This is a genomic window from Lysobacter firmicutimachus (assembly GCF_037027445.1).
Classification (GTDB): domain Bacteria; phylum Pseudomonadota; class Gammaproteobacteria; order Xanthomonadales; family Xanthomonadaceae; genus Lysobacter; species Lysobacter firmicutimachus.
On the sequence record NZ_JBANDL010000002.1, the window covers coordinates 1,172,212 to 1,192,964 of the forward strand.

At 69.0% G+C, this 20,753-nt stretch carries 17 protein-coding genes and 1 other RNA gene; 17 read left to right on the forward strand and 1 reads right to left on the reverse strand.

Features of this window, described 5'->3' with window-relative positions; genetic code table 11:
• Positions 1-112: 112 nt before the first annotated feature.
• The 16 genes from rnpB (at position 113) to lpxC (ending at position 18,761) form a co-directional block, all read left to right on the forward strand.
• Positions 113-472: RNase P RNA component class A (gene rnpB / locus V2J18_RS05005), an RNA gene on the forward strand.
• A gap of 807 nt (positions 473-1,279) precedes the next feature.
• Positions 1,280-1,726, forward strand: coding sequence for a division/cell wall cluster transcriptional repressor MraZ (gene mraZ / locus V2J18_RS05010; RefSeq protein ID WP_064748834.1), 447 nt, complete (start codon positions 1,280-1,282; stop codon positions 1,724-1,726).
• Positions 1,727-1,737: 11 nt separating this feature from the next.
• Positions 1,738-2,835, forward strand: coding sequence for a 16S rRNA (cytosine(1402)-N(4))-methyltransferase RsmH (gene rsmH, locus V2J18_RS05015; RefSeq protein WP_087960739.1), 1,098 nt, complete (start codon positions 1,738-1,740; stop codon positions 2,833-2,835).
• Positions 2,832-3,095 carry a cell division protein FtsL gene (gene ftsL, locus V2J18_RS05020; protein ID WP_031371593.1) on the forward strand — a complete coding sequence of 88 codons (264 nt, stop codon included), beginning with the start codon at positions 2,832-2,834 and terminating at the stop codon, positions 3,093-3,095. The genes rsmH and ftsL overlap by 4 nt, the downstream gene beginning before the upstream one ends.
• Before the next feature lie 119 nt (positions 3,096-3,214).
• Positions 3,215-5,068, forward strand: a complete 1,854-nt coding sequence (locus V2J18_RS05025; RefSeq protein WP_075575193.1) for a peptidoglycan D,D-transpeptidase FtsI family protein — start codon at positions 3,215-3,217, stop codon at positions 5,066-5,068.
• Positions 5,065-6,537, forward strand: coding sequence for a UDP-N-acetylmuramoyl-L-alanyl-D-glutamate--2,6-diaminopimelate ligase (locus V2J18_RS05030; RefSeq protein ID WP_336131226.1), 1,473 nt, complete (start codon positions 5,065-5,067; stop codon positions 6,535-6,537). The genes V2J18_RS05025 and V2J18_RS05030 overlap by 4 nt, the downstream gene beginning before the upstream one ends.
• A complete protein-coding gene (locus V2J18_RS05035; RefSeq protein ID WP_336131227.1) occupies positions 6,534-7,925 on the forward strand; it encodes a UDP-N-acetylmuramoyl-tripeptide--D-alanyl-D-alanine ligase in 1,392 nt (463 codons plus the stop codon). Before V2J18_RS05030 ends, V2J18_RS05035 begins: the two co-directional genes overlap by 4 nt.
• Positions 7,915-9,000, forward strand: a complete 1,086-nt coding sequence (gene mraY, locus V2J18_RS05040; RefSeq protein WP_064748825.1) for a phospho-N-acetylmuramoyl-pentapeptide-transferase — start codon at positions 7,915-7,917, stop codon at positions 8,998-9,000. The genes V2J18_RS05035 and mraY overlap by 11 nt, the downstream gene beginning before the upstream one ends.
• On the forward strand, positions 9,000-10,277 hold the full coding sequence (gene ftsW / locus V2J18_RS05045) for a putative lipid II flippase FtsW (protein ID WP_064748823.1): 1,278 nt from the start codon (positions 9,000-9,002) through the stop codon (positions 10,275-10,277). The genes mraY and ftsW overlap by 1 nt, the downstream gene beginning before the upstream one ends.
• On the forward strand, positions 10,274-11,350 hold the full coding sequence (gene murG / locus V2J18_RS05050; RefSeq protein WP_064748822.1) for an undecaprenyldiphospho-muramoylpentapeptide beta-N-acetylglucosaminyltransferase: 1,077 nt from the start codon (positions 10,274-10,276) through the stop codon (positions 11,348-11,350). Before ftsW ends, murG begins: the two co-directional genes overlap by 4 nt.
• Positions 11,351-11,531: 181 nt before the next feature.
• Positions 11,532-12,977, forward strand: coding sequence for a UDP-N-acetylmuramate--L-alanine ligase (murC, locus tag V2J18_RS05055; RefSeq protein ID WP_064748821.1), 1,446 nt, complete (start codon positions 11,532-11,534; stop codon positions 12,975-12,977).
• Positions 12,974-13,951 (forward strand): D-alanine--D-alanine ligase, encoded by a 978-nt coding sequence (locus V2J18_RS05060; RefSeq protein ID WP_064748820.1) that lies wholly within the window; start codon positions 12,974-12,976, stop codon positions 13,949-13,951. The genes murC and V2J18_RS05060 overlap by 4 nt, the downstream gene beginning before the upstream one ends.
• A complete protein-coding gene (locus tag V2J18_RS05065; protein WP_075575192.1) occupies positions 13,948-14,688 on the forward strand; it encodes a cell division protein FtsQ/DivIB in 741 nt (246 codons plus the stop codon). The genes V2J18_RS05060 and V2J18_RS05065 overlap by 4 nt, the downstream gene beginning before the upstream one ends.
• On the forward strand, positions 14,685-15,920 hold the full coding sequence (gene ftsA / locus V2J18_RS05070) for a cell division protein FtsA (protein WP_064748818.1): 1,236 nt from the start codon (positions 14,685-14,687) through the stop codon (positions 15,918-15,920). The genes V2J18_RS05065 and ftsA overlap by 4 nt, the downstream gene beginning before the upstream one ends.
• Positions 15,921-16,251: 331 nt before the next feature.
• Positions 16,252-17,481 (forward strand): cell division protein FtsZ, encoded by a 1,230-nt coding sequence (ftsZ, locus tag V2J18_RS05075; protein WP_064748817.1) that lies wholly within the window; start codon positions 16,252-16,254, stop codon positions 17,479-17,481.
• A gap of 365 nt (positions 17,482-17,846) precedes the next feature.
• Positions 17,847-18,761 (forward strand): UDP-3-O-acyl-N-acetylglucosamine deacetylase, encoded by a 915-nt coding sequence (lpxC, locus tag V2J18_RS05080; RefSeq protein WP_064748816.1) that lies wholly within the window; start codon positions 17,847-17,849, stop codon positions 18,759-18,761.
• A 256-nt stretch (positions 18,762-19,017) separates the two neighbouring features.
• On the opposite strand, the gene V2J18_RS05085 is transcribed toward lpxC, so the two are convergent.
• On the reverse strand, positions 19,018-19,464 hold the full coding sequence (locus tag V2J18_RS05085; RefSeq protein ID WP_064748815.1) for a DciA family protein: 447 nt from the start codon (positions 19,462-19,464) through the stop codon (positions 19,018-19,020).
• Positions 19,465-19,471: 7 nt separating this feature from the next.
• Here V2J18_RS05085 and V2J18_RS05090 point away from each other — a divergent pair, with 7 nt between their 5' ends.
• Positions 19,472-20,401 carry a peptidoglycan DD-metalloendopeptidase family protein gene (locus V2J18_RS05090; RefSeq protein WP_064748814.1) on the forward strand — a complete coding sequence of 310 codons (930 nt, stop codon included), beginning with the start codon at positions 19,472-19,474 and terminating at the stop codon, positions 20,399-20,401.
• Positions 20,402-20,753 lie beyond the last annotated feature (352 nt).

Genomic DNA, 20,753 nt, shown 5'->3' on the forward strand with positions numbered 1-20,753 from the left:
GAGCGCGACGCCGGAGCCGGCGCATCCGGCCCAGCGCGTGCCTGTGTGCGGCTGAGGCGGAGATGAAGCGTGCCGGCGCGCGAGCGGGTCGGGCGTGCGACAATGCGCCCGCGGAGTCGGCCAGGCAGTCGCGTCATCGGAGCGCAAGTTCCGGTGCCGAGGAAAGTCCGGGCTCCACAGGGCACGGTGCCAGGTAACGCCTGGGCGGCGCGAGCCGACGGAAAGTGCAACAGAGAGCAGACCGCCGAACGGCCCGCGAGGGCGCGTGGTAAGGGTGAAACGGTGCGGTAAGAGCGCACCGCGAGTCCGGCAACGGACCGGCACGGCAAACCCCACCGGGAGCAAAACCAAATAGGGAGACGATGCCGCGGCCCGCGGTGTCTCCGGGTAGGTTGCTTGAGCGTCGCGGCGACGCGGCGCCTAGAGGAATGACTGTCCACGACAGAACCCGGCTTATCGGCCGGCTCCGCGCTTTTTCAGGCTGCGCCTGAAAAACCCAAAGTTTGCTTTGCAAACTTTGGGCCCCGCTTCGTTCCCCCCAATCCCCGCCCCTTCGGGGTGGCGTTTTTCGGGCTTCGCCCTACAAACCCCAAAATTTGCTGCGCAAATTTCGGGCCCCGCTATGTGTCTCCAAATCCCCGCCCCTTCGGGGCGCCCCCCTTTACTAAAGGGGGCTCTCGGTTGCGGAAGAGTGTCGCTGCTTGTTGCCTTGCCCGAGTCCCGAGTCCCGAGTCCCGAGTCCCGAGTCCCGAAGCTGGGCTTGTCTCCCTCTCCCGCTTGCGGGAGAGGGGCGGGGTGAGGGCCGGCGGACTCGGCGGGAACGGCGGCCCGCCGGCGGGCGTCCCCTCCAGTCCGGGTGTCCCAGCGCGGCAGCTCCTGGCCGCCTGTGCGCCCGCGGATGTTCCGATAGCTGCCGCCGATCAGGGATCGAACTTCGACCTTTTGCGTCTATCGAGCCGGATTGCTGCTGCGCAACAAGGCCTTAACAACTGTGACGGACATCGCGCGAGGGTCACTTTGTGACGTTCAGAGTCTCAAAACCTGAGACGAAACAAAGGTTAGTGGATAACTCTTGAATAAGACTCTGAAGTTCGCTGCAAGCCATTGATGCGACAGGTGAAATTTGTCCCGGAAAGTTGTTGACAACCCTGTGCACCCTGCTAATGTGGACATCCGAGGGAAATCCTGGGTTTTAGTGGGATTTCGAGGCCAACCGCTCAGCCGGGCGGATGAACTGAGGTGACCCGTCCGGTAGAGACGGGAGCCGCAAAGGTGCGCAATGTTCCAAGGCGAAACCGCCATCACGATCGACGACAAGGGCCGGCTGGCGGTGCCCACCGCCTACCGTGATCTCGTCGCGCGCGAGTGCGGCAACCGCCTGGTCATCACCTACAACCCGTTCGAGTCCGGCTCCCTCTATCTGTATCCGCTGTCGATCTGGGAACGCGTCCGCGACCAGGTCAACAAGCTGCCCAAGGTCAAGCAGGTCAACCGCAACATGCAGCTCAAGCTGGTCGGAGCGGCGGCCTTCGTCGAACTCGACAGCAACGGCCGCATCACCGTGCCCCCGAGCCACCGTTCCGCGGTCGGCATCGACAAGAAAGCCGTGTTGCTGGGCATGGGCGACAAATTCGAGCTGTGGAGCGAGCAAGCGCATCACGCCCAGATCCGTCAGACGATTACCGACGACGATCTGAGCGACGAGCTGCTCGATTTGCAGCTATGACGGGGGGTGGCATGGAACGCACGCACGCGCGGTCCGGCCACCTTCCCGTGATGTATCGGCAGGTGCTCGAAGGCCTGCGGGTGCACGGGAACGGAGCCTATCTCGACGGGACGTTCGGCCGCGGCGGGCATGCCCGCGGCGTGCTCGACCAATTGGACGCCGGAGGCCGGCTGCTGGTGATGGACAAGGACCCGGAAGCGATCGCCGTGGCCGAACGCGAGTTCGGCGGCGATGCGCGCGTGTCCATCTATCGCGGCAGCTTCGCCGAGCTGGGTCGCTGGGACGCGACCGCCGCCGGCCTCGACGGCGTGCTGTTCGACCTGGGCGTGTCCTCGCCGCAGCTCGACGTCGCCGAGCGCGGCTTCAGCTTCGGCAAGGACGGCCCGCTGGACATGCGCATGGACCCCGACAGCGGCCAGAGCGCGGCGCAGTGGCTGGCGACCGCGGCCGAGAAAGAGATCGCCGACGTGCTGTGGACCTACGGCGAAGAGCGCCAGAGCCGCAAGATCGCCCGCGCCATCGTCGCCCGCCGCGACGCCCAGCCGCTGCTGCGCACCGCGCAACTGGCCGACCTGATCGCCTCGGTGATGCCGCGCGGCGACCAGAAGATCCACCCGGCCACGCGCAGCTTCCAGGCGATCCGCATCTTCATCAATCGCGAACTGGCCGATCTGGAAACCGGGCTCGACGCCGCGCTGGCGCGGCTCAAGCCGGGCGGCCGGCTGGCGGTGATCAGCTTCCACTCGTTGGAAGACCGCATCGTCAAGCAGTTCATCGCCCGCCATTCCAAGGCGCCGCCGGCCAACCGCCGGATGCCGGTGGAGCTGGCGTTCACCCCGACCCTGCTCGCCATCGATGGCGCGCAGAAGGCCGACGAGGCCGAGACCGCGGCCAACCCGCGCGCGCGCAGCGCGGTGTTGCGGGTGGCCGAGAAGCTGGGATTCGGGATTCGAGATTCGGGATTGGCTGAGCCGGGATCGGAGATTCGGGGTTCGGGATTGGGTAAGGCGAAGGCCGCGCCCGGCGCCGACTTCAGCGCATCGCCGCTCGTACGAATCCCCAATCCCCAATCCCCAATCCCCGCGTCTCCGCCAGGAGGCGCGCCATGATGCGCCTCCTGCTCGCCTTGCTGATCGTCGCCAACGTGGTCTCGGCGTTGCTGGTGGTGTTCGCCCGTCACGAGCATCGGCAGCTGTTCGTTCAGCTCAACAAGCTGCAGCGCGAGCGCGATGAACTCAATATCGAGTTCGGCCGGCTGCAGTTGGAGCAGGCGACCTGGGCGGAGAGCAATCGCATCGACCAAGTCGCGCGCGAGCGCATCGGGATGAAGTTTCCCGAGGGCGCCGAAACCGTGGTGATCCGTCCATGACCGGCCGCAACTCCCATCGTCCCCGCCGCAGCGGCCCGCTCGACCGGGTGCTCGGCGAGCGCGCCGGCCGCGGCGGGGTGAAGCGGCTGGCCGAATCGCTGCGCGAGCGCATCGCGCAGATGCGCGAAGAGCGCGGCCGCGGCGGCGCCAAGCCGCGCAGCCGCACGGCCCAGTTCAACCTGCGCAATCGCCTGATCCTGGTCGGCGGCACGCTCGGCCTGTGCGCGGTGGCGCTGGTGGTGCGCGCGCTGGACCTGCAGGTGATCAGCAACGATTTCTATCGCCAGCAGGGCGACGCGCGCTCGCTGCGCGAAATCCCGATCCCGACCTCGCGCGGCATGATCACCGACCGCAACGGCGAGCCGCTGGCGGTGTCGACGCCGGTCGAGTCGATCTGGGGCAATCCCAAGGAGCTGGCCAAGAACCCGGCGCGCCTGCCGGAGTTGGCCAAGGCGCTGGGCGTGACGCCGGACGAGCTGACCCGCAAGCTGGCCCAGCGCGCCGGCAAGGAATTCATGTACCTCAAGCGCCGGATCAATCCGGACGAGGCGCGCAAGATCCTCGCCCACAAGATTCCGGGGGTGTTCTCGCAGCGCGAGTTCCGCCGCTTCTACCCGCAGGGCGAAGCGATGGCGCATGTGCTGGGCTACACCAACATCGACGACCGCGGCCAGGAAGGCCTGGAACTGGCGTTCGATCACGAGCTGCGCGGCAAGCCCGGCACCAAGCGGGTGATCCGCGACGGCGCCGGCCGCATCGTCGAGAACGTCGACCTGGTGCGCAGCGCCGAGCCGGGCAAGGACATCACCCTGACGCTGGACCGCCGCATCCAGTACCTGACCTATCGCGAGCTGCGCCGCGCGCTGACCGACACCGGTGCGTCCAGCGCCTCGGCGGTGGTGCTGGACATCGAGACCGGCGAAGTGCTGGCGATGGCCAATCTGCCCACCTACAACCCGAACCTGCCGGGCGCGGGCAACCGCGATACCCATCGCAACCGCGCCATCACCGACGTGGTCGAGCCGGGTTCGACGATGAAGCCGATCACCGTCGCCGCCGCGCTCGCCGCCGGCACGGTCAAGCCCACGACCCTGGTCAACACCTCGCCGGGCTGGATGCCGAACGGCCGCTACCGCATCACCGACACCCACAACAACGGCGTGCTGACCGTCACCGGGGTGATCACCAAGAGCTCCAACATCGGCGCGGCCAAGCTCGCCTTGCCGCTGCCGAACGACTACTACTACAAGTTCATCCACAACTTCGGCTACGGCAGCAAGCCGGGCAGCGGCTTCCCGGGCGAGTCTTCGGGCCTGCTCGCGCCGCCGTCGCGCTGGAGCGGCACCACCAAGGCGACCATGTCCTACGGCTACGGTCTGTCGGCGACGCCGTTGCAGATCGCCATGGCCTACGCGGCGATGGCCAACGGCGGCCAGCTGATCCAGCCGACCTTCGTCAAGGGCCAGCGCAACGAGCCGCGCCAGGTGCTCGAGCCGGCCGTGGCCGGCGAGATCATGCGCATGATGCAGACCGTGACCGAGCCGGGCGGCACCGCCAAGCAGGCGGCGATCCTGGGCTATCACGTCGCCGGCAAGACCGGCACCACGCGCAAGTTCAGCGCCACCGGCGGCTACTCGCGCAAGTACGTGTCGCTGTTCGCCGGCGTCGTGCCGGTGGAGAAGCCGCGCTTCTCGATGGTGGTGGTGGTCAGCGAGCCCGATCCGACCAAGCGCGGCTACTACGGCGGCTCGGTGTCCGGGCCGGTGTTCCGCAACGTCATGGACGGCGCGCTGCGCCTGATGGACGTGGCGCCGGACGACATCGAAACCTGGCTGGCGGTACAGGCCGCGGCCGAGGCCAAGCGGGCAAAACAAAACGGCGGCAAGCCGGCCGGTCCGGTGTTGCCGGCGGCGACCGCCGCCGCGCCGCCGCCGATCGCGGCCGGTGCGCTGGCCCAGGGAGGCGCGCGATGAACCGCAGCCTGCCCCTGGCCGAACTGCTGCCCGACATCGCCGGCATCCCCGGCGATCTGCGCATCACCGGGCTGGTGATGGACAGCCGCGCGGTGCGTCCGGGCAACGCCTTCGTCGCCATCGCCGGCTTCGGCGCGCATGGGCTCGGCTTCGTCGAGCAGGCGCGCGCCAACGGCGCGAGCGCGATCCTGTTCGAGCCGCCGGCGCCCGCCGAGTTGCCGGCGCCGGCCGACGCCATCGCCGTACCCGGCCTGCGCGCGCGCCTGGGCGAGATGGGCGACCGTTTCCACGGCCGCGCCACCGCGGCGATGCGGGTGGTCGGCGTGACCGGCACCAACGGCAAGACCTCGACCGTGCAGCTGATCGCTCAGGCCTGGCACTTGCGCGGCATCGCCTGCGGCACCGTCGGTACCCTCGGCGCCGGCCTGTACGGCCGGATCGTGCCGACCGGCTTCACCACTCCGCTGGTGCTGCAGTTGCACGAACTGCTGGCCGACATGCACGAGGCCGGCGCGCAGGCGATCGCGATGGAAGTCAGCTCGCACGCGCTCGACCAGGGGCGCGTCGCCGGCGTGCATTTCGACGTCGGCGTGTTCACCAACCTCACCCGCGACCATCTGGATTACCACGGCGACATGGCCAGCTACGGCGCGGCCAAGGCGCGCTTGTTCGCGTGGCCGGGGCTGAAGGCGGCGGCGATCAATCTCGACGACGAGTTCGGCCGCGAACTGATCGCGTCGCTGCCCAAGGGCGTGCGCGCGCTCGGGCTGAGCTCGCGCGGCCGCGCCGGCGCGGCGCTGCGCGCGGAGCGGCTGAACTTCGACAGCCGCGGCATCGGCTTCGACCTGATCGTCGACGGCCAGAGCCACGCGGTGGCTTCGCCGCTGCTCGGCCGTTTCAACGTCGACAATCTGCTCGCGGTGGCCGGCGCGTTGTACGCATTGGACGAGACCCCGGCGCAGATCGCCGCGACCTTGTCGCAGCTGCAGCCGATCCACGGCCGCATGAACCGGCTCGGCGGCGACGGCGCCTTGCCGCTGGTGGTGATCGACTACGCACACACCCCGGACGCGCTGGAGCAGGCCCTGGCCTCGCTGCGCGCCCATGCCAATGCGCGGCTGATCTGCGTGTTCGGCTGCGGCGGCGACCGCGACCGCGGCAAGCGCCCGCAGATGGCGGCGATCGCCGAGCACGGCGCCGACCTGGTGGTGGTCACCGACGACAACCCGCGCGGCGAAGACGGCGACGCGATCGTCGCCGATATCGTCGCCGGCCTGCGCGACCCGCAGCGTGCGATCGTGCAGCGCGACCGTCGCGCCGCGATCGAGCATGCCATCGGCGAGGCCGGTCCCGACGACATCGTGCTGGTGGCCGGCAAGGGCCACGAGCCTTATCAGGAAATCCACGGCGTGCGCCATCCCTTCGACGACACCCAAGTCGCCCGGGCGGCGTTGGAGGCCAAGGCATGAAGCGCCTGCGGCTGAGCGAAATCGCGCGCATGACCGGCGGCCGCCTGGTCGGCGACGACGTCGTAGTCGACGCGGTCGTCACCGACACCCGCGCCTTGCCGGCGTCGGGTGCGGCGCTGTTCGTCGCGCTCAAGGGCGAACGTTTCGACGGCCACGATCATCTGTCCAAGCTGGCCGGCAGCGCCGCGGTCGCGGCGCTGGTGTCGCGCGAGACCGGCGCGGCCCTGCCGCAGGTGTTGGTCGCCGACACCGAGCGCGCCCTGGCCGCGTTCGCGGCCGCGGTGCAGGCCCAGCGCGCCGGCAACATCGTGGTCGCGATCACCGGCAGCAACGGCAAGACCAGCGTCAAGACCCTGACCCAGTCGATCCTCGAGCGCGCCGGCCGCACCTACGCGACCCCGGGCAACCGCAACAACGAGATCGGCCTGCCGCTGGCGGTGCTGGACGCGCCGGAAGACGCGCGTTATTCGGTCTACGAGATGGGCGCCGGCAAGCCGGGCGACATCGCCTACCTGGTGAATATCGCCCAGCCGCAGGTCTCCCTGGTCAACAACATCGCTCCCGCGCATCTGGAGCGCATGGGCAGCCTGCTGGGGATCGCCGACACCAAGGCGGCGATCTACGACGCGTTGCCGGCCGACGGCTTCGCCGCGGTCAACGCCGACGACGCGTTCGCGCCTTATTTCGAACAGCGTGCGGCGGGCCGCCGCGTGGTCCGCTTCGGCCTGGACGCCAGCGCCGAAATCACCGCGCGCGACGTGCGGCTCGGTACCGAAGGTTCAAGCTTCGTGCTCGTCACCCCGATGGGCGAGGCGCCGATCGCGCTGAAGCTGGTCGGCCGCCACAACGTGCGCAACGCCCTGGCCGCCGCATCGCTGGCGTTCGGCGCCGGCGTGCCGCTGGCGCAGATCGCCGAGGGCCTCAACGCCGCTCAGCCGGTCGACGGCCGCCTGATCACCCATCGCCTGGACAACGGCGCGGTGCTGATCGACGACAGCTACAACGCCAACCCGGGTTCGACCGCCGCGGCGATCGACACGCTGGCCGAGATGGGCGGGCAGAACTGGCTGGTGTTCGGCGCGATGCGCGAGATTGGCCATGAAGAGATCGCCATGCACGCGGAGATCGGCCGCCGCGCCAAGGCCGCCGGCCTGCGCCGGCTGTACGCGCTGGGGCCGTTGCCGGCCGCCGCGGCGGAAGCCTTCGGCGAAGGCGCGCAGGTGTTCGACAGCCACGACGCGCTGGCCGCGGCGCTGGCCGCCGAGCTCGGCGACGGCGTGCGGGTGTTGGTGAAAGGCTCGCACAGCAGTGCGATGGACAAGATCGTGACGGCGTTGCTGTCCGCACAGAAGCCCAAGCAAGGGGAGGGCACGACGCATGTTGCTTGAACTGACTCGATGGCTGGAACAGCTGCAAAGCCTGTTCGGCCTGTTTAGCTACCTGACCTTCCGCGGCATCCTCAGCGCGCTGACCGCGCTGGCGCTGTCGCTGTGGTGGGGCCCGGCGGTGATCCGCAAGCTCGGCCAGCTCAAGGGCGGCCAGCCGATCCGCAAGGACGGCCCGCAGTCGCATTTCTCCAAGGCCGGCACGCCGACCATGGGCGGCGCGCTGATCCTGTTCACGGTGATGGCCTCGGTGCTGCTGTGGGGCGACCTGCGCAATAAGTACGTGTGGATCGTGCTGCTGGTGATGCTGGCGTTCGGCGCGATCGGCTGGTACGACGACTGGATCAAGATCGTCAAGCGCGATCCCAACGGCCTGAAGTCGCGCTGGAAGTACCTGCTGCAGTCGATCTTCGGCCTGGCCGCCGGTCTGTACCTGTGGCTGTACGCCGACGTGCCGGCGGCGACGACCTTCTACGTGCCGCTGTTCAAGTCGGTGGCGTTGCCGCTGGCCGGCATCGGCTTCGTCGCCATCGCCTACTTCTGGATCGTCGGCTTCTCCAACGCGGTCAACCTGACCGACGGCCTGGACGGCCTGGCGATCATGCCGACCGTGCTGGTCGCTTGCGCCCTGGGCATCTTCGCCTATGCCTCCGGCCACGCCGAATTCTCCAAGTACCTGCAGATTCCGGCGGTGCCGGGCGCGGGCGAACTGGTGATCATCTGCGCGGCGATCGCCGGCGCGGGCCTGGGGTTCCTCTGGTTCAACACCTATCCGGCGATGGTGTTCATGGGCGACATCGGCGCGCTGGCGCTGGGCGCGGTGCTCGGCACCATCGCCATCATCGTCCGCCAGGAACTGGTGCTGGTGATCATGGGCGGCATCTTCGTCATCGAAACCCTGTCGGTGATGATCCAGGTCGCCTCGTTCAAGCTGACCGGCAAGCGCGTGTTCCGCATGGCGCCGATCCATCACCACTTCGAACTCAAGGGCTGGCCGGAGCCGCGCGTGATCGTGCGCTTCTGGATCATCTCGGTGGTGCTGGTCCTGGTCGGCCTGGCCACGCTCAAGGTGCGCTGATGGAAAACGCCGCACGCCAGGCAACGCGACTGGACGCCATCCACGGGCGCTACGACCCGTGGCTGATGGCCGTGTCCGTCGTGCTGGCCTGCGTCGGCGTGATCATGGTCGGCTCGGCCTCGCTCGGCGTGGCCTCGACCCACGAGGTCGAACCGTTGTACTTCCTCAACCGCCACCTGGTGTTCCTCGGCGTCGGCCTGGTGCTGGGCGTGTGGCTGATGCGCACCGAGCTGAAGACCATCGAACGCCACAACCAGTGGCTGTTGCTGGTCTGCGTGGTGCTGTTGTTGCTGGTGTTCGTGCCGGTGATCGGCCGTCAGGTCAACGGCGCCAAGCGCTGGATCAACGTCGGCCCGGTCGGTTTCCAGGCGGTGGAGGCGGTGAAGCTGCTCTACATCGTCTGGCTGGCGAGCTACCTCAAGCGCTTCAGCGAAGACATCTCGGCCACCTGGGGCGCGATGCTCAAGCCGATCGGCGTGGCCGCGGTGTTGGTGGGCCTGCTGCTGATGCAGCCGGACTTCGGCTCCTCCTCGCTGCTGCTGGCGATCACCGCCGGCATGCTGGTGCTGGGCGGGGTCAACATGCCGCGCATGTTCGGTCCGGTGCTGGTCGGCCTGCCGGTGCTGGCGATCATCGCCATCGCCGAGCCGTACCGAGTGACCCGCCTGACCTCGTTCCTCAATCCGTGGGTCGACCCGTTCGGCACCGGCTATCAGCTGACCAATGCGCTGATGGCGGTCGGTCGCGGCGAATGGACCGGAGTCGGCCTGGGCGCGTCGGTGCAGAAGCTGTCCTATCTGCCGGAAGCGCACACCGACTTCATCATGGCGGTGATCGCCGAAGAGTTCGGCTTCGTCGGCGTATGCGCGGTGGTCGGTCTGTACACCGTGCTGACCGGCCGCGCGCTGTGGATCGGTCTGAAGTGCGTGGAGATGCGGCGCCATTTCTCCGGTTACGTCGCCTTCGGCATCGCCCTGTGGATGGGCTTGCAGAGCTTCGTTTCGATCGGGGTGAACCTGGGCCTGCTGCCGACCAAGGGATTGACCTTGCCGATGATTTCTTCCGGCGGCTCCAGCGTGCTGATGAGCTGCGCCGCGCTCGGCGTGCTGCTGCGGGTGTCCTACGAACTCGATCGAGCCCAGCGCCAGGTCGCGCGCTTGCGCGGCGAAGCGGCGCAGGCGCCGGCCGTGCCGGCCAGCGCCGCGCCGGCGGCGGTCAGCCGCGGCACCAGCCGCCTGCAACAGCGGGTCGAACCCTCGCTCGGGAGGTCGGCATGAACGACCGCCCGGTCATGATTCTCGCCGGCGGCACCGGCGGCCACATCTTCCCCGGCCTGGCCGTGGCCAAGGCGCTGCGCGTGCGCGGCGTGCCGGTGACCTGGCTCGGCGCCGACGGCGGCATGGAAACCCGGCTGGTGCCGCAGCACGGCATCGACATCGACACCATCGCGATCAGCGCCGTGCGCGGCAAGGGGCTGGCGACGCTGCTGCGCGCGCCCTCGCGCCTGGCCGCCTCGGTGCTGGCGGCGCGCGCGGTGCTGCGCCTGCGCCAGCCGCGCGCGGTGATCAGCTTCGGCGGCTACGCGGCCGGTCCCGGCGGCCTGGCCGCGCGCCTGGCCGGGCTGCCGCTGATCGTGCACGAACAGAACCGCGCTCCGGGCATGACCAACCGGGTGCTGTCGCGTCTGGCGCAGCGCGTGTTGACCGGTTTCCCGGATACGTTCTCCGGCGGCCGCGAAGAAGTGGTCGGCAACCCGGTGCGCAGCGAGATCGCGTCCATCGCCGCGCCGGCGCAACGCCTGGCCGACCGCAGCGGTCCGCTGCGCCTGCTGGTGCTCGGCGGCAGCCAGGGCGCGCGCGCGCTCAATCGCGCCGTGCCCGCAGCGATCGCCGGCCTGCGCGGGCGCGTGCCCTGCGAAGTGCGGCATCAGTGCGGCGAGAAGCTGCTGGCCGACGCGCAGGAGGCCTATGCCAAGGCCGGCGTGATCGCCTCGCTGGAGCCGTTCATCGCCGACATGGCCGCCGCCTATGCCTGGGCCGACCTGGTCGTGTGCCGCTCCGGCGCGCTGACCCTGGCCGAACTGTGCGCGGCCGGCGTCGGCAGCGTATTGGTGCCGTTCCCGCAGGCGGTCGACGACCACCAGACCAAGAACGCGCGCTACCTGGTCGACCGCGGCGCCGCGCAGCTGTTGCCGCAGAGCGGCGACGACCTCGGCGCGCGCCTGTCGGCGACCATCGAAATCCTGGCCGAACGCGGCGTGCTGCTGCAGATGGCCGAGGCCGCCCACCACATCGCCAGGCCCGATGCGGCGGAGCGGGTGGCCGATGCGGTGTTGGAGGTGGCGCCGTGAGCCTCGCCGCCGGGATTCGGGATTGGGGATTCGGGATTCGCAAAAGCGGGTTCCGCGCGCTGCGGCGCGATTCGTACCGCCGCTCTGGCATCACTGGAGCGGTGTCCTTCACCCATCGATGCGATCCGCTCTTGATTTTGCCAATCCCGAATTCCCAATCCCGAATCCCGGAGTCAACCCGATGAGCACCGCCCTCCGCCGCCGCCTGCAACACACCGGCGACCTGGCCAAGGCGTTTCCGCGCGTGCATTTCGTCGGCATCGGCGGCACCGGCATGAGCGGCATCGCCGAAGTCATGTGCACGCTGGGTTATCAGGTGTCGGGTTCGGACATGGCCGACAACGCGGTGACCCGCCGGTTGGCGGCGATGGGCGCGAACGTGCATCGCGGCCATGCCGCGGCCAACGTGCTCGGCGCCGACTGCGTAGTGGTGTCCAGCGCGATCAAGCGCGACAACCCCGAACTGATGGAAGCGCGCGCGCAGCGCATTCCGGTGGTGCCGCGCGCGGAGATGCTGGCCGAGCTGATGCGCTTCCGCCGCGGCATCGCGGTGGCCGGCACCCACGGCAAGACCACCACCACCTCGCTGACCGCCAGCGTGCTAGCCGAGGGCGGGATCGACCCGACCTTCGTGATCGGCGGCAAATTGCTCGCCGCCGGCGCCAACGCCGGTCTCGGCGGCGGCCAATGGCTGGTCGCCGAAGCCGACGAGAGCGACGGCAGCTTCCTGCGCCTGAATCCGCAGATCGCCATCGTCACCAACATCGACGCCGATCACCTGGAGAACTACGGCGGCGACTTCGCCAAGGTCCAGGCGGCGTTCGAGGAATTCCTGCACCGGCTGCCTTTCTACGGCCTGGCGGTGCTGTGCATCGACGATGCCAACGTCGCCCGGCTCGCCGCCGAGACCCCGCGTCATGTCATGACCTACGGTTTCAGCGAAGAAGCCGACGTGCGCGCCGAGGACGTCAGCCAGCAGGGCGGAGCGATGCGTTTCACTCTGTGCCTGCCCGACGCCAGCCGCACCGCGGTGACCCTGGCCCTGCCGGGCCGGCACAACGTGCTCAACGCGTTGGCCGCCGCCTCGGTGGCCTGGCAGCTCGGCGTGACCAGCGACGCGATCGCGCGCGCGCTGGAGAAGTTCGCCGGCATCGGCCGCCGCTTCAATCTGTTGGCCCAGCTCCAGACCGAGAAGGGCGCGACCGTGCAGCTGGTCGACGACTACGGCCATCACCCCAAGGAGTTGGAGGCGGTGTTCGCCGCGGCGCGCGGCGGCTGGCCGGACAAGCGCCTGGTGGTCGCGTTCCAGCCGCACCGTTACAGCCGCACCCGCGACCTGTTCGACGACTTCGCCGCGGTGCTGTCCTCGGTCGACGCGTTGGTGTTGACCGAGGTCTACCCGGCCGGCGAGGCGCCGATCGCCGGTGCCGACGCCAAGTCGCTGGCGCGCGCGATCCGCGCCCGCGGGCGCATCGACCCGGTGGTGGTCGGCGGCGCCGCGGATCTGGCCGGCGTGCTGCCGGACGTTTTGAACGACGGCGACCTGCTGTTGCTGATGGGCGCCGGCGACATCGGCGCCGCTGCGCAACAACTGGCGTCCAATGGCTTCCAGGGAGAACCGAAGTGAGTCTGCAGTTCGCACCGCTGCGCGTGACCGACCCGGCCGTGTTCGGCCGCGTCGCCGTGCTCATGGGCGGCACCAGCGCCGAGCGCGAAGTGTCGCTGGATTCCGGCCGCGGCGTGCTCGAAGCGCTGCGCTCGCGCGGGGTCGACGCGTTCGCGGTCGACGGCATTCCGGCGCTGATCGAGGCGATCCGCGGCGACGGCGTCGACCGGGTGTTCAACATCCTGCACGGCAACAAAGGCGGCGGCGAAGACGGCGTGCTGCAAGGCGTGCTGGAAGCCTTGGGCGTGCCGTATACCGGTTCGGACGTGCTCGGTTCGGCGCTGGCGATGGACAAGATCCGCACTAAGCAAGTGTGGATGGGCGCCGGCCTGCCGACCCCGCGCTACAAGCGCATCGCCAAGGGCGACGACGTCCACGCCGCAGCCCGCGAGATCGGCCTGCCGGTGATCATCAAGCCGTCTTGCGAGGGTTCCAGCGTCGGCGTGTCGCGCGTGCTCAAGGACGCCGACATCGATGAGGCGGTCGCGCTGGCCGCGCGCTATCCCGGCGAGATGCTGATGGAGCAGATGGTGATCGGCGACGAGCTGACCGTGGCCGTGCTGATCAACGGCGACGGCTACACCGCGCTGCCGTCGATCCGGATCGTGCCCAAGGGCGAGTGGTACGACTACCACGCCAAGTACATCGCCGAGGACACCCAATACCTGTGCCCGGGCCTGGACGGCGCGGCCGAGGACGAAATCCGCCGCTTGGCGATGGAGGCCTTCGTCGCCGCCGGCTGCAAGGGCTGGGGCCGGGTCGACGTGATGCGCGACCGCAATAGCGGCCAGCTGTATCTGATCGAGGTCAACACCGCGCCGGGCATGACCAGCCACTCGCTGGTGCCGAAGGCGGCGCGCCAGGTCGGGATCGAGTACGACGAGCTGTGCTGGCGCGTGCTCGAGGCGACCGTGCAAGGAGGTGCCGCGGCGTGAACGCCATGCTCCGCCTCGTCGGTTGGTTGCTTGCGCTGACCCTGGTCGCGCTGCCGGTCGTCGCCGTACTCAACGGCTGGATCGGCGCGAACCAGTGGCCGCTCAAGCGGCTGCGCGTGACCGGCGAGTTCGAGCGGGTGGATGCGACGCAACTGCGCAAGACCCTGCTGCCGTACGCGCAGCGCGGGTTCTTCGCGGTCGACCTGCCGGCGGCACAGGACGCGGTGGCCAAGCTGCCGTGGGTCGAGCGCGCCGAAGTGCGCAAGCGCTGGCCCGACGTGCTGGAAGTCAGCGTGGTCGAGCACAAGCCGTTCGCGCGCTGGGGCGAGGATCGCCTGCTGTCCGAGCACGGCCGTTTGTTCCCGGTCGCCGGCATCCAGGTGCCGGACGGCCTGCCGCAGTTCTCCGGGCCGGACGCGCGGGTCGCCGACGTGGTTGCGCTGTACAACGAGTCGCGCGAACTGTTCGCGCCGGTCGGGATGGACGTGCGCCGGGTCGAGGTCGATCAGCGCGGCAGTTGGACCCTGGCCCTGGGCAACGGAGCCCAGATCGTGGTCGGGCGCAACGAGGCGCGCGCGCGGCTGAGCCGCTTCGTGCGCCTGCTGCCGCAGCTGCTGACCCAGCGCGCGCAGGTGTTGGCGCGCGCCGATCTTCGCTACACCAACGGTTTTTCGCTGTCGTGGGCGCCGGTGCAGGCGGCCGCGGCGGCACCGCAACAGCAGCAAGGACAGTCATGAATCGCAAAGGCGACAAGTCGCTGATCGTGGGCCTCGACATCGGCACCTCCAAGGTGGTGGCGCTGGTCGGCGAGTATTCCCCCGGCAACCCGATCGAAGTGATCGGCATCGGCTCGCACGAATCGCGCGGGCTCAAGCGCGGCGTGGTCGTCGACATCGAATCGACCGTGCAGTCGATCCAGCGCGCGATCGAGGAGGCCGAGCTGATGGCCGGCTGCGAGATCCGCTCGGTCTACGCCTCGATCTCCGGCAACCACATCCAGTGCCGCAACTCGCAGGGCATCGCCCCGATCCGCGACGGCGAAGTCACCTACGGCGACCTGGATCGGGTGCTGGAAGCGGCCAAGGCCGTGGCGATTCCGGCCGACCAGAAGATCCTGCATGCGATCCCGCGCGACTACGTGCTCGACGACTCGCAGGAAGGCATCCGCAACCCGGTCGGCATGACCGGCGTGCGCCTGGAGGTGCACGCGCACCTGGTGGTGTGCGCGCAGTCGGCCGCGGCCAACATCAGCAAGTGCGTGCAGCGCTGCGGCCTGCAGGTCGACGACCTGATCCTGGGCGTGCTGGCGTCCAGCAACGCGGTGCTGACCAGCGACGAGCGCGAGCTCGGCGTGGTGCTGGTCGACATCGGCGCCGGCACCACCGACATCTCGGTGTTCGTGCAGGGCGCGATCGCGCACAGCGCCAGCCTGCCGATCGCCGGCGACAAGGTCACCGAGGACATCGCCCACATGCTGCGCACGCCGACCCCGGAAGCGGAGCAGATCAAGGTGCGCTACGCCTGTGCGCTGGCGCAGATGGCCACCGCCGAGGAGTCGATCCAGGTGCCCAGCGTCGGCGACCGCCCGCCGCGGCGCATGCCGCGCCACTCGTTGGCGCAGGCGGTGCAGGCGCGCTACGAGGAAATCTTCGAAATGATCCAGGCCGAGCTGCGCCGCTCGGGCTTCGAGCATCACGTCCGCGCCGGCATGGTCCTGACCGGCGGCGCGGCCAAGATGGAAGGCGTGGTCGAACTGGCCGAGGAAATGCTGCAGATGCCGGTGCGGGTGGGCATTCCCCAGCACGTCACCGGCCTGGGCGAAGTGGTCGGCAACCCGGTCCACGCCACCGGCGTCGGCCTGCTGCTGATGGGCAGCCAGATCGAGAACCCGCGCCGTCCGGTGATCTCCACCGGTCGCGCCGGCAGTTTCTTCAACCGGATCAAGAATTGGTATCGCGGCGAGTTCTGAGCGCCGGGATTCGGGATTAGGGATTCGGGATTGGTTTGGAGCAAGGGCAAGGCAGGACAAAGCGGAACAGGGGCGGCGGACGTGACGAGACGTCAGCCGTAGCGGTTCAACCTGAAGTGGAAAACCGAGACGAGGCGGCGGGGCAGGGCGCGAATCCCGACTCCCCAATCCCGAATCCCGGCATGAGGCAAGGAAGTCGCAGCGAAGTCGTAAGTCGTTTTAGCTGTTCAACATAAAAACCATAAACGCCGGAAAGGTGATGTCGGATCGGATCGCGCTGTGCGAATCCCGACTCCCCAATCCCGAATTCCGGCTCACAGAGGACGAGGACATGGCACATTTCGAACTGGTTGAAAAAATGGCCCCGAACGCGGTCATCAAGGTGGTCGGCGTGGGCGGCGGCGGCGGCAACGCCGTGGCGCACATGGTCAGCGGCAACGTCGACGGCGTGGAATTCATCACCGCCAACACCGACGCGCAGGCGATCAAGAACTGCGGCGCCAAGCTGCAGCTGCAGCTGGGCAGCAACGTCACCAAGGGCCTGGGCGCGGGCGCCAATCCGGAGGTCGGCCGTCAGGCCGCGCTGGAAGACCGCGAACGCATCATGGACGCGCTGACCGGCGCCGACATGGTGTTCATCACCGCCGGCATGGGCGGCGGCACCGGTACCGGCGCCGCGCCGGTGGTGGCGCAGTTGGCCAAGGAGATGGGCATCCTGACCGTCGCCGTGGTCACCAAGCCGTTCCCGTTCGAGGGCCGCCGCCGCATGCAGGTGGCGCTCAAGGGCATCGAGGAGCTGTCGCACCACTGCGACTCGCTGATCACGATCCCGAACGAGAAGCTGATCACCGTGCTCGGCCGCAACGCGACCATGATCCAGGCCTTCCGCGCCGCCAACGACGTGCTGCTCGGCGCGGTCCAGGGCATCGCCGACCTGATCGTGCGCCCGGGCCTGATCAACGTCGACTTCGCCGACGTGCGCACCGTGATGAGCGAGATGGGTCTGGCGATGATGGGCACCGGCGCCGCGCGCGGCGACGATCGCGCCCAGGCGGCGGCCGAAGCGGCGATCCAGAATCCGCTGCTGGACGACGTCAACCTGGCCGGCGCCAACGGCATCCTGGTCAACATCACCGCCGGCCCGGACTTCACCATGGCCGAGTTCGACGAAGTCGGCCGCACGATCGAGAACTTCGCCTCCGAAGACGCGACCGTGGTCATCGGCACCGTGCTCGACCCGGACATGCAGGACGAGGTCAAGGTCACCGTGGTCGCCACCGGCCTCAACCGCGTCGCCGCCAAGCAGTCGGTGCGCGGCCACGGCCACAACCACGGCTACGAGCGCGAAGCGCAGCGCGCGCCGATCCAGCTGGTGCGCAACGCCACCACCGGCCAGGCCGAGTTCGGCATGGACGATGTCGGCCATGCGCCGATGCCGAGCTTCGGCGGCAGCCTGCGCGGCAGCGCCCGCCAGGAGCCGACCGGTCCGGCGGTGGCCGACTTCGGCAGCGACAACAGCTACCTGGACATCCCGGCGTTCCTGCGCCGGCAGGCGGACTGAAAGCCGGGCGTCGGCGGATAGGCAGGCGTTGGGACGCGGACCCGTTTCGCGGGCTGCGCCTGCCAGCCGCCGGTTTCTGCTCCGACACACCCCGGCCGGACTCGTCCCCGGCCCTAGGGCACCTTGCCCCGACGCTCAGGCGCCGGGGCTTTTGGACCGGTCGGCCCGCCCAGGGCGGGCCGACCGGTCAGTTTGTCCGCCGCTGTTGACAAGGGCAGGACAGTGTGTCTTTTTCGTTCAGGTTCAGGGACCCGCGTGCTAATCTTGCGCGGTTTCGTGACGCCCCCATCTGGTTCGTCGCCCTTTCGGGCCGTCGCGCCCCCGCCGGGCGTCGGCTGCCCCTCATCGCGGAAGTCCCCACGACCATGCTGCGCCAACGTACCCTCAAGAACGTGATCCGCGCCACCGGCGTGGGCCTGCACAGCGGCGAGAAAGTGTTTCTCACCCTGCGTCCGGCCCCGGTGGACACCGGCATCGTGTTCCGCCGCGTCGACCTCGACCCTGCGGTCGAGATGCCGGCGCGCGCCGACTTGGTCACCGAGACCACGCTGTGCACCGGCCTGACCTACGGCACCGGCAAGGTCATGACCGTCGAGCACCTGCTTTCGGCGATGGCCGGGTTGGGCATCGACAACTGCTGCATCGAGCTGTCCGCACCGGAAGTACCGATCATGGACGGCTCGGCCGGCCCGTTCGTGTTCCTGCTGCAGTCCGCCGGCATCGCCGAGCAGGACGCGCCCAAGCGTTTCATCCGCATCAAGCATGCGGTCGAGGTCCGCGACGGCGACAAGATCGCCCGTTTCGAGCCTTTCGAGGGCTTTCGCCTCGGTTTCACTGTGGTGTTCGATCACCCGGCGATCCCGGCCTCGCAGTCGCGCGCCGAAGTCGAGTTCTCGACCGAGAACTACATCCGTGAGGTCAGCCGCGCCCGCACGTTCGGCTTCATGCGCGATCTGGAGTACATGCGCGAGCGCAACCTCGGCCTGGGCGGTTCGATGGACAACGCCATCGTGCTCGACGAGTTCCGCGTGCTCAACGACGACGGCCTGCGCTACGCCGACGAGTTCGTGCGCCACAAGATCCTCGATGCGGTCGGCGACCTGTACCTGGCCGGCCATGCCATCGTCGGCGCCTACGAGGGCTACAAGTCCGGCCACGCCCTCAACAACAAGCTGGTCCGCGCCCTGCTGGCCGAACGCTCGGCCTGGGATCTGGTCAGCTACACCGGCTCGGAACCGACCCCGGTCGCCTACGGCGCGCCCGAACCGGCCTTCGCCTGAGTCTCTCTCTGCCGCCGGCCCCGCCTCGGGGCTGCGACGCGCGTCGCGCCCGCGATTCGATCGCGGGCCGAAAAAGTCAGGAACGTTAACCCGATCACAGTCGTGAACGGTACGTGACGGCTTAACTAATTTCTAACGAAACTTTTCCGGAATGCTTCCTTCCCTTTAACATTCCTGTGGATTGGGGTCAGTAGGATGCCCCGACCCGGCATTCGGAACCCCCGCCGGCCGCGCCGGTACGCGGCCCGTCCGAATGTCAGCCGGCATCGCTGGAACCCGACGGATCGGGCTTCTTCAGCGAGGCCAGCGCGGCCTGCAACGCTTTCTGCGTCGTGGCCGACATGGGTTTGGCCTTCCGCACCGGCGCTGCCGCCGGCGGCGGGATCGTCGTCTTGACGACGAATTCGGCCACCTCCAGTCCGATGGATCGGGCTGCGTCGAGCAGTTCCGGAGCCGCGAGCCGCAGTTTGGCGCGCCACACCGGAGCATCGACGACGTATACGAGCCTGCTGCGTTCGACGTTGGCCAGCCGCGCATGCGCGGCGAGCGAAGGCGGCAGGTAGGGGCGTAACCGACGGTCCAGTTCGTCGAGCCACAGCGCTCGGCGGATCGGGTTGCCGGCCGGGTCTTCGAGCAGCGCATCCAAAGCGATGCGGGCGTTCGAAGGACCGCGGGTCGGCCGCTTGGGCTTGGAATCAGACATCGGACACATGACCTATCAATCCATCGTAGACAACACGCGAGCCCGGCTGGGCGATTGGTTCCAGCACGCCGGCCGCCTCGGCGCCCGCCGACCGGCGCTCGCCATGGCCCTGCTGCTCGGCACCGGTCTGAGCATCGGCGCCGGCGCCGGCATCGCCGACAACCGCATGCTACGCGCGCAATTGTCGCAGCAGCAGGCGGAAATCGCGGCCACCCGCCGCGACGCGCAACGCGAGATCAACGCCCTGGCTGCGCGCATGGGCGAACTGCAGGCCGAGGCCAATCGCCTCAACGCGCTCGGCGAGCGCCTGACCCGCATCGGTCAGCTGCAGGACGGCGAATTCGACTTCGAGAAGCCGGTCGGCGTCGGCGGCGCCGGTCCGGTGCGCGACATGGCCAAGCCCGAGCTCGATGCCGGCATGGACCTGTTGCAGCAGCAGTTCAAGGCCTCCGGCGAACAGCTGTCGGTGCTGGAGTCGCTGCTGTTCAATCGCCAGCTGGACATGAACGCCGTGCCTTCGCGCGCGCCGATCGCCAACAGCTACATCACCTCCGGCTTCGGCGGCCGCGCCGACCCGTTCAACGGCGGCGCCGCGTTCCACAAGGGCATCGACTTCGAAGCCGACGTCGGCGATCCGGTGCTGGCCGTGGCCGACGGCGTGATCAGCTACTCCGGCGTGCGCTCGGGCTACGGCAACGTGGTCGAGATCGATCACGGCAACGGCTACACGACCCGCTACGCGCACAACTCGCGCCTGCTGCTCAAGGTCGGCGAGCTGGTCCGCGCCGGCCAGGAAGTGGCCAAGGCCGGTTCCAGCGGCCGCTCCACCGGCGCCCACGTGCACTTCGAAGTGTGGGAGAACGGCCGGGTGGTGAACCCGAAGCAGTTCCTCAGCCAGCAGTCCCCGCTTCAGGCCACGCTGAAGATTAAGGGGTGAGGCAAGGGCGTTAGCGAGCCACTGGCTCGCGCCCTTGCCGAACGCCCGCCGCGCTGCGGCGGGCTGGGTGAGACGAGGCCGCTTGCGAGCCACTGGCTCGCGCGCTTGCCGAACGCCCACCGTGCTACGGTGGGCCGGACGCGCAACCTGCCGACCGCACGTCACCGCCCGAGGCTTCGTCCGCAAGCTGGGAAGCCCTTGGCTCGCGCCCTCGACGAACGCCCGCCGCGCCCAAGCTCGCGTAAGGTCCCGTCGGTCCACGTCCCCACCGCCCCCGCCAAGCCGCAAGCAGCGGTTGAAGCGATAGCCACCCCCCTTCGCCCCAATTCAGCGACCCCATCCCGAACCGCGG

Coding starts and splice junctions, on each gene's coding strand:
- mraY (WP_064748825.1), top strand. CDS start 7,915: ATGTTGCTTGAACTGACTCGATGGCTGGAACAGCTGCAAAGCCTGTTC.
- ftsA (WP_064748818.1), top strand. CDS start 14,685: ATGAATCGCAAAGGCGACAAGTCGCTGATCGTGGGCCTCGACATCGGC.
- ftsL (WP_031371593.1), top strand. CDS start 2,832: ATGATGCGCCTCCTGCTCGCCTTGCTGATCGTCGCCAACGTGGTCTCG.
- ftsW (WP_064748823.1), top strand. CDS start 9,000: ATGGAAAACGCCGCACGCCAGGCAACGCGACTGGACGCCATCCACGGG.
- V2J18_RS05090 (WP_064748814.1), top strand. CDS start 19,472: ATGACCTATCAATCCATCGTAGACAACACGCGAGCCCGGCTGGGCGAT.
- V2J18_RS05085 (WP_064748815.1), bottom strand. CDS start 19,464: ATGTCTGATTCCAAGCCCAAGCGGCCGACCCGCGGTCCTTCGAACGCC.
- V2J18_RS05025 (WP_075575193.1), top strand. CDS start 3,215: ATGCGCGAAGAGCGCGGCCGCGGCGGCGCCAAGCCGCGCAGCCGCACG.
- rsmH (WP_087960739.1), top strand. CDS start 1,738: ATGGAACGCACGCACGCGCGGTCCGGCCACCTTCCCGTGATGTATCGG.
- V2J18_RS05035 (WP_336131227.1), top strand. CDS start 6,534: ATGAAGCGCCTGCGGCTGAGCGAAATCGCGCGCATGACCGGCGGCCGC.
- V2J18_RS05030 (WP_336131226.1), top strand. CDS start 5,065: ATGAACCGCAGCCTGCCCCTGGCCGAACTGCTGCCCGACATCGCCGGC.
- murG (WP_064748822.1), top strand. CDS start 10,274: ATGAACGACCGCCCGGTCATGATTCTCGCCGGCGGCACCGGCGGCCAC.
- mraZ (WP_064748834.1), top strand. CDS start 1,280: ATGTTCCAAGGCGAAACCGCCATCACGATCGACGACAAGGGCCGGCTG.
- lpxC (WP_064748816.1), top strand. CDS start 17,847: ATGCTGCGCCAACGTACCCTCAAGAACGTGATCCGCGCCACCGGCGTG.
- murC (WP_064748821.1), top strand. CDS start 11,532: ATGAGCACCGCCCTCCGCCGCCGCCTGCAACACACCGGCGACCTGGCC.
- ftsZ (WP_064748817.1), top strand. CDS start 16,252: ATGGCACATTTCGAACTGGTTGAAAAAATGGCCCCGAACGCGGTCATC.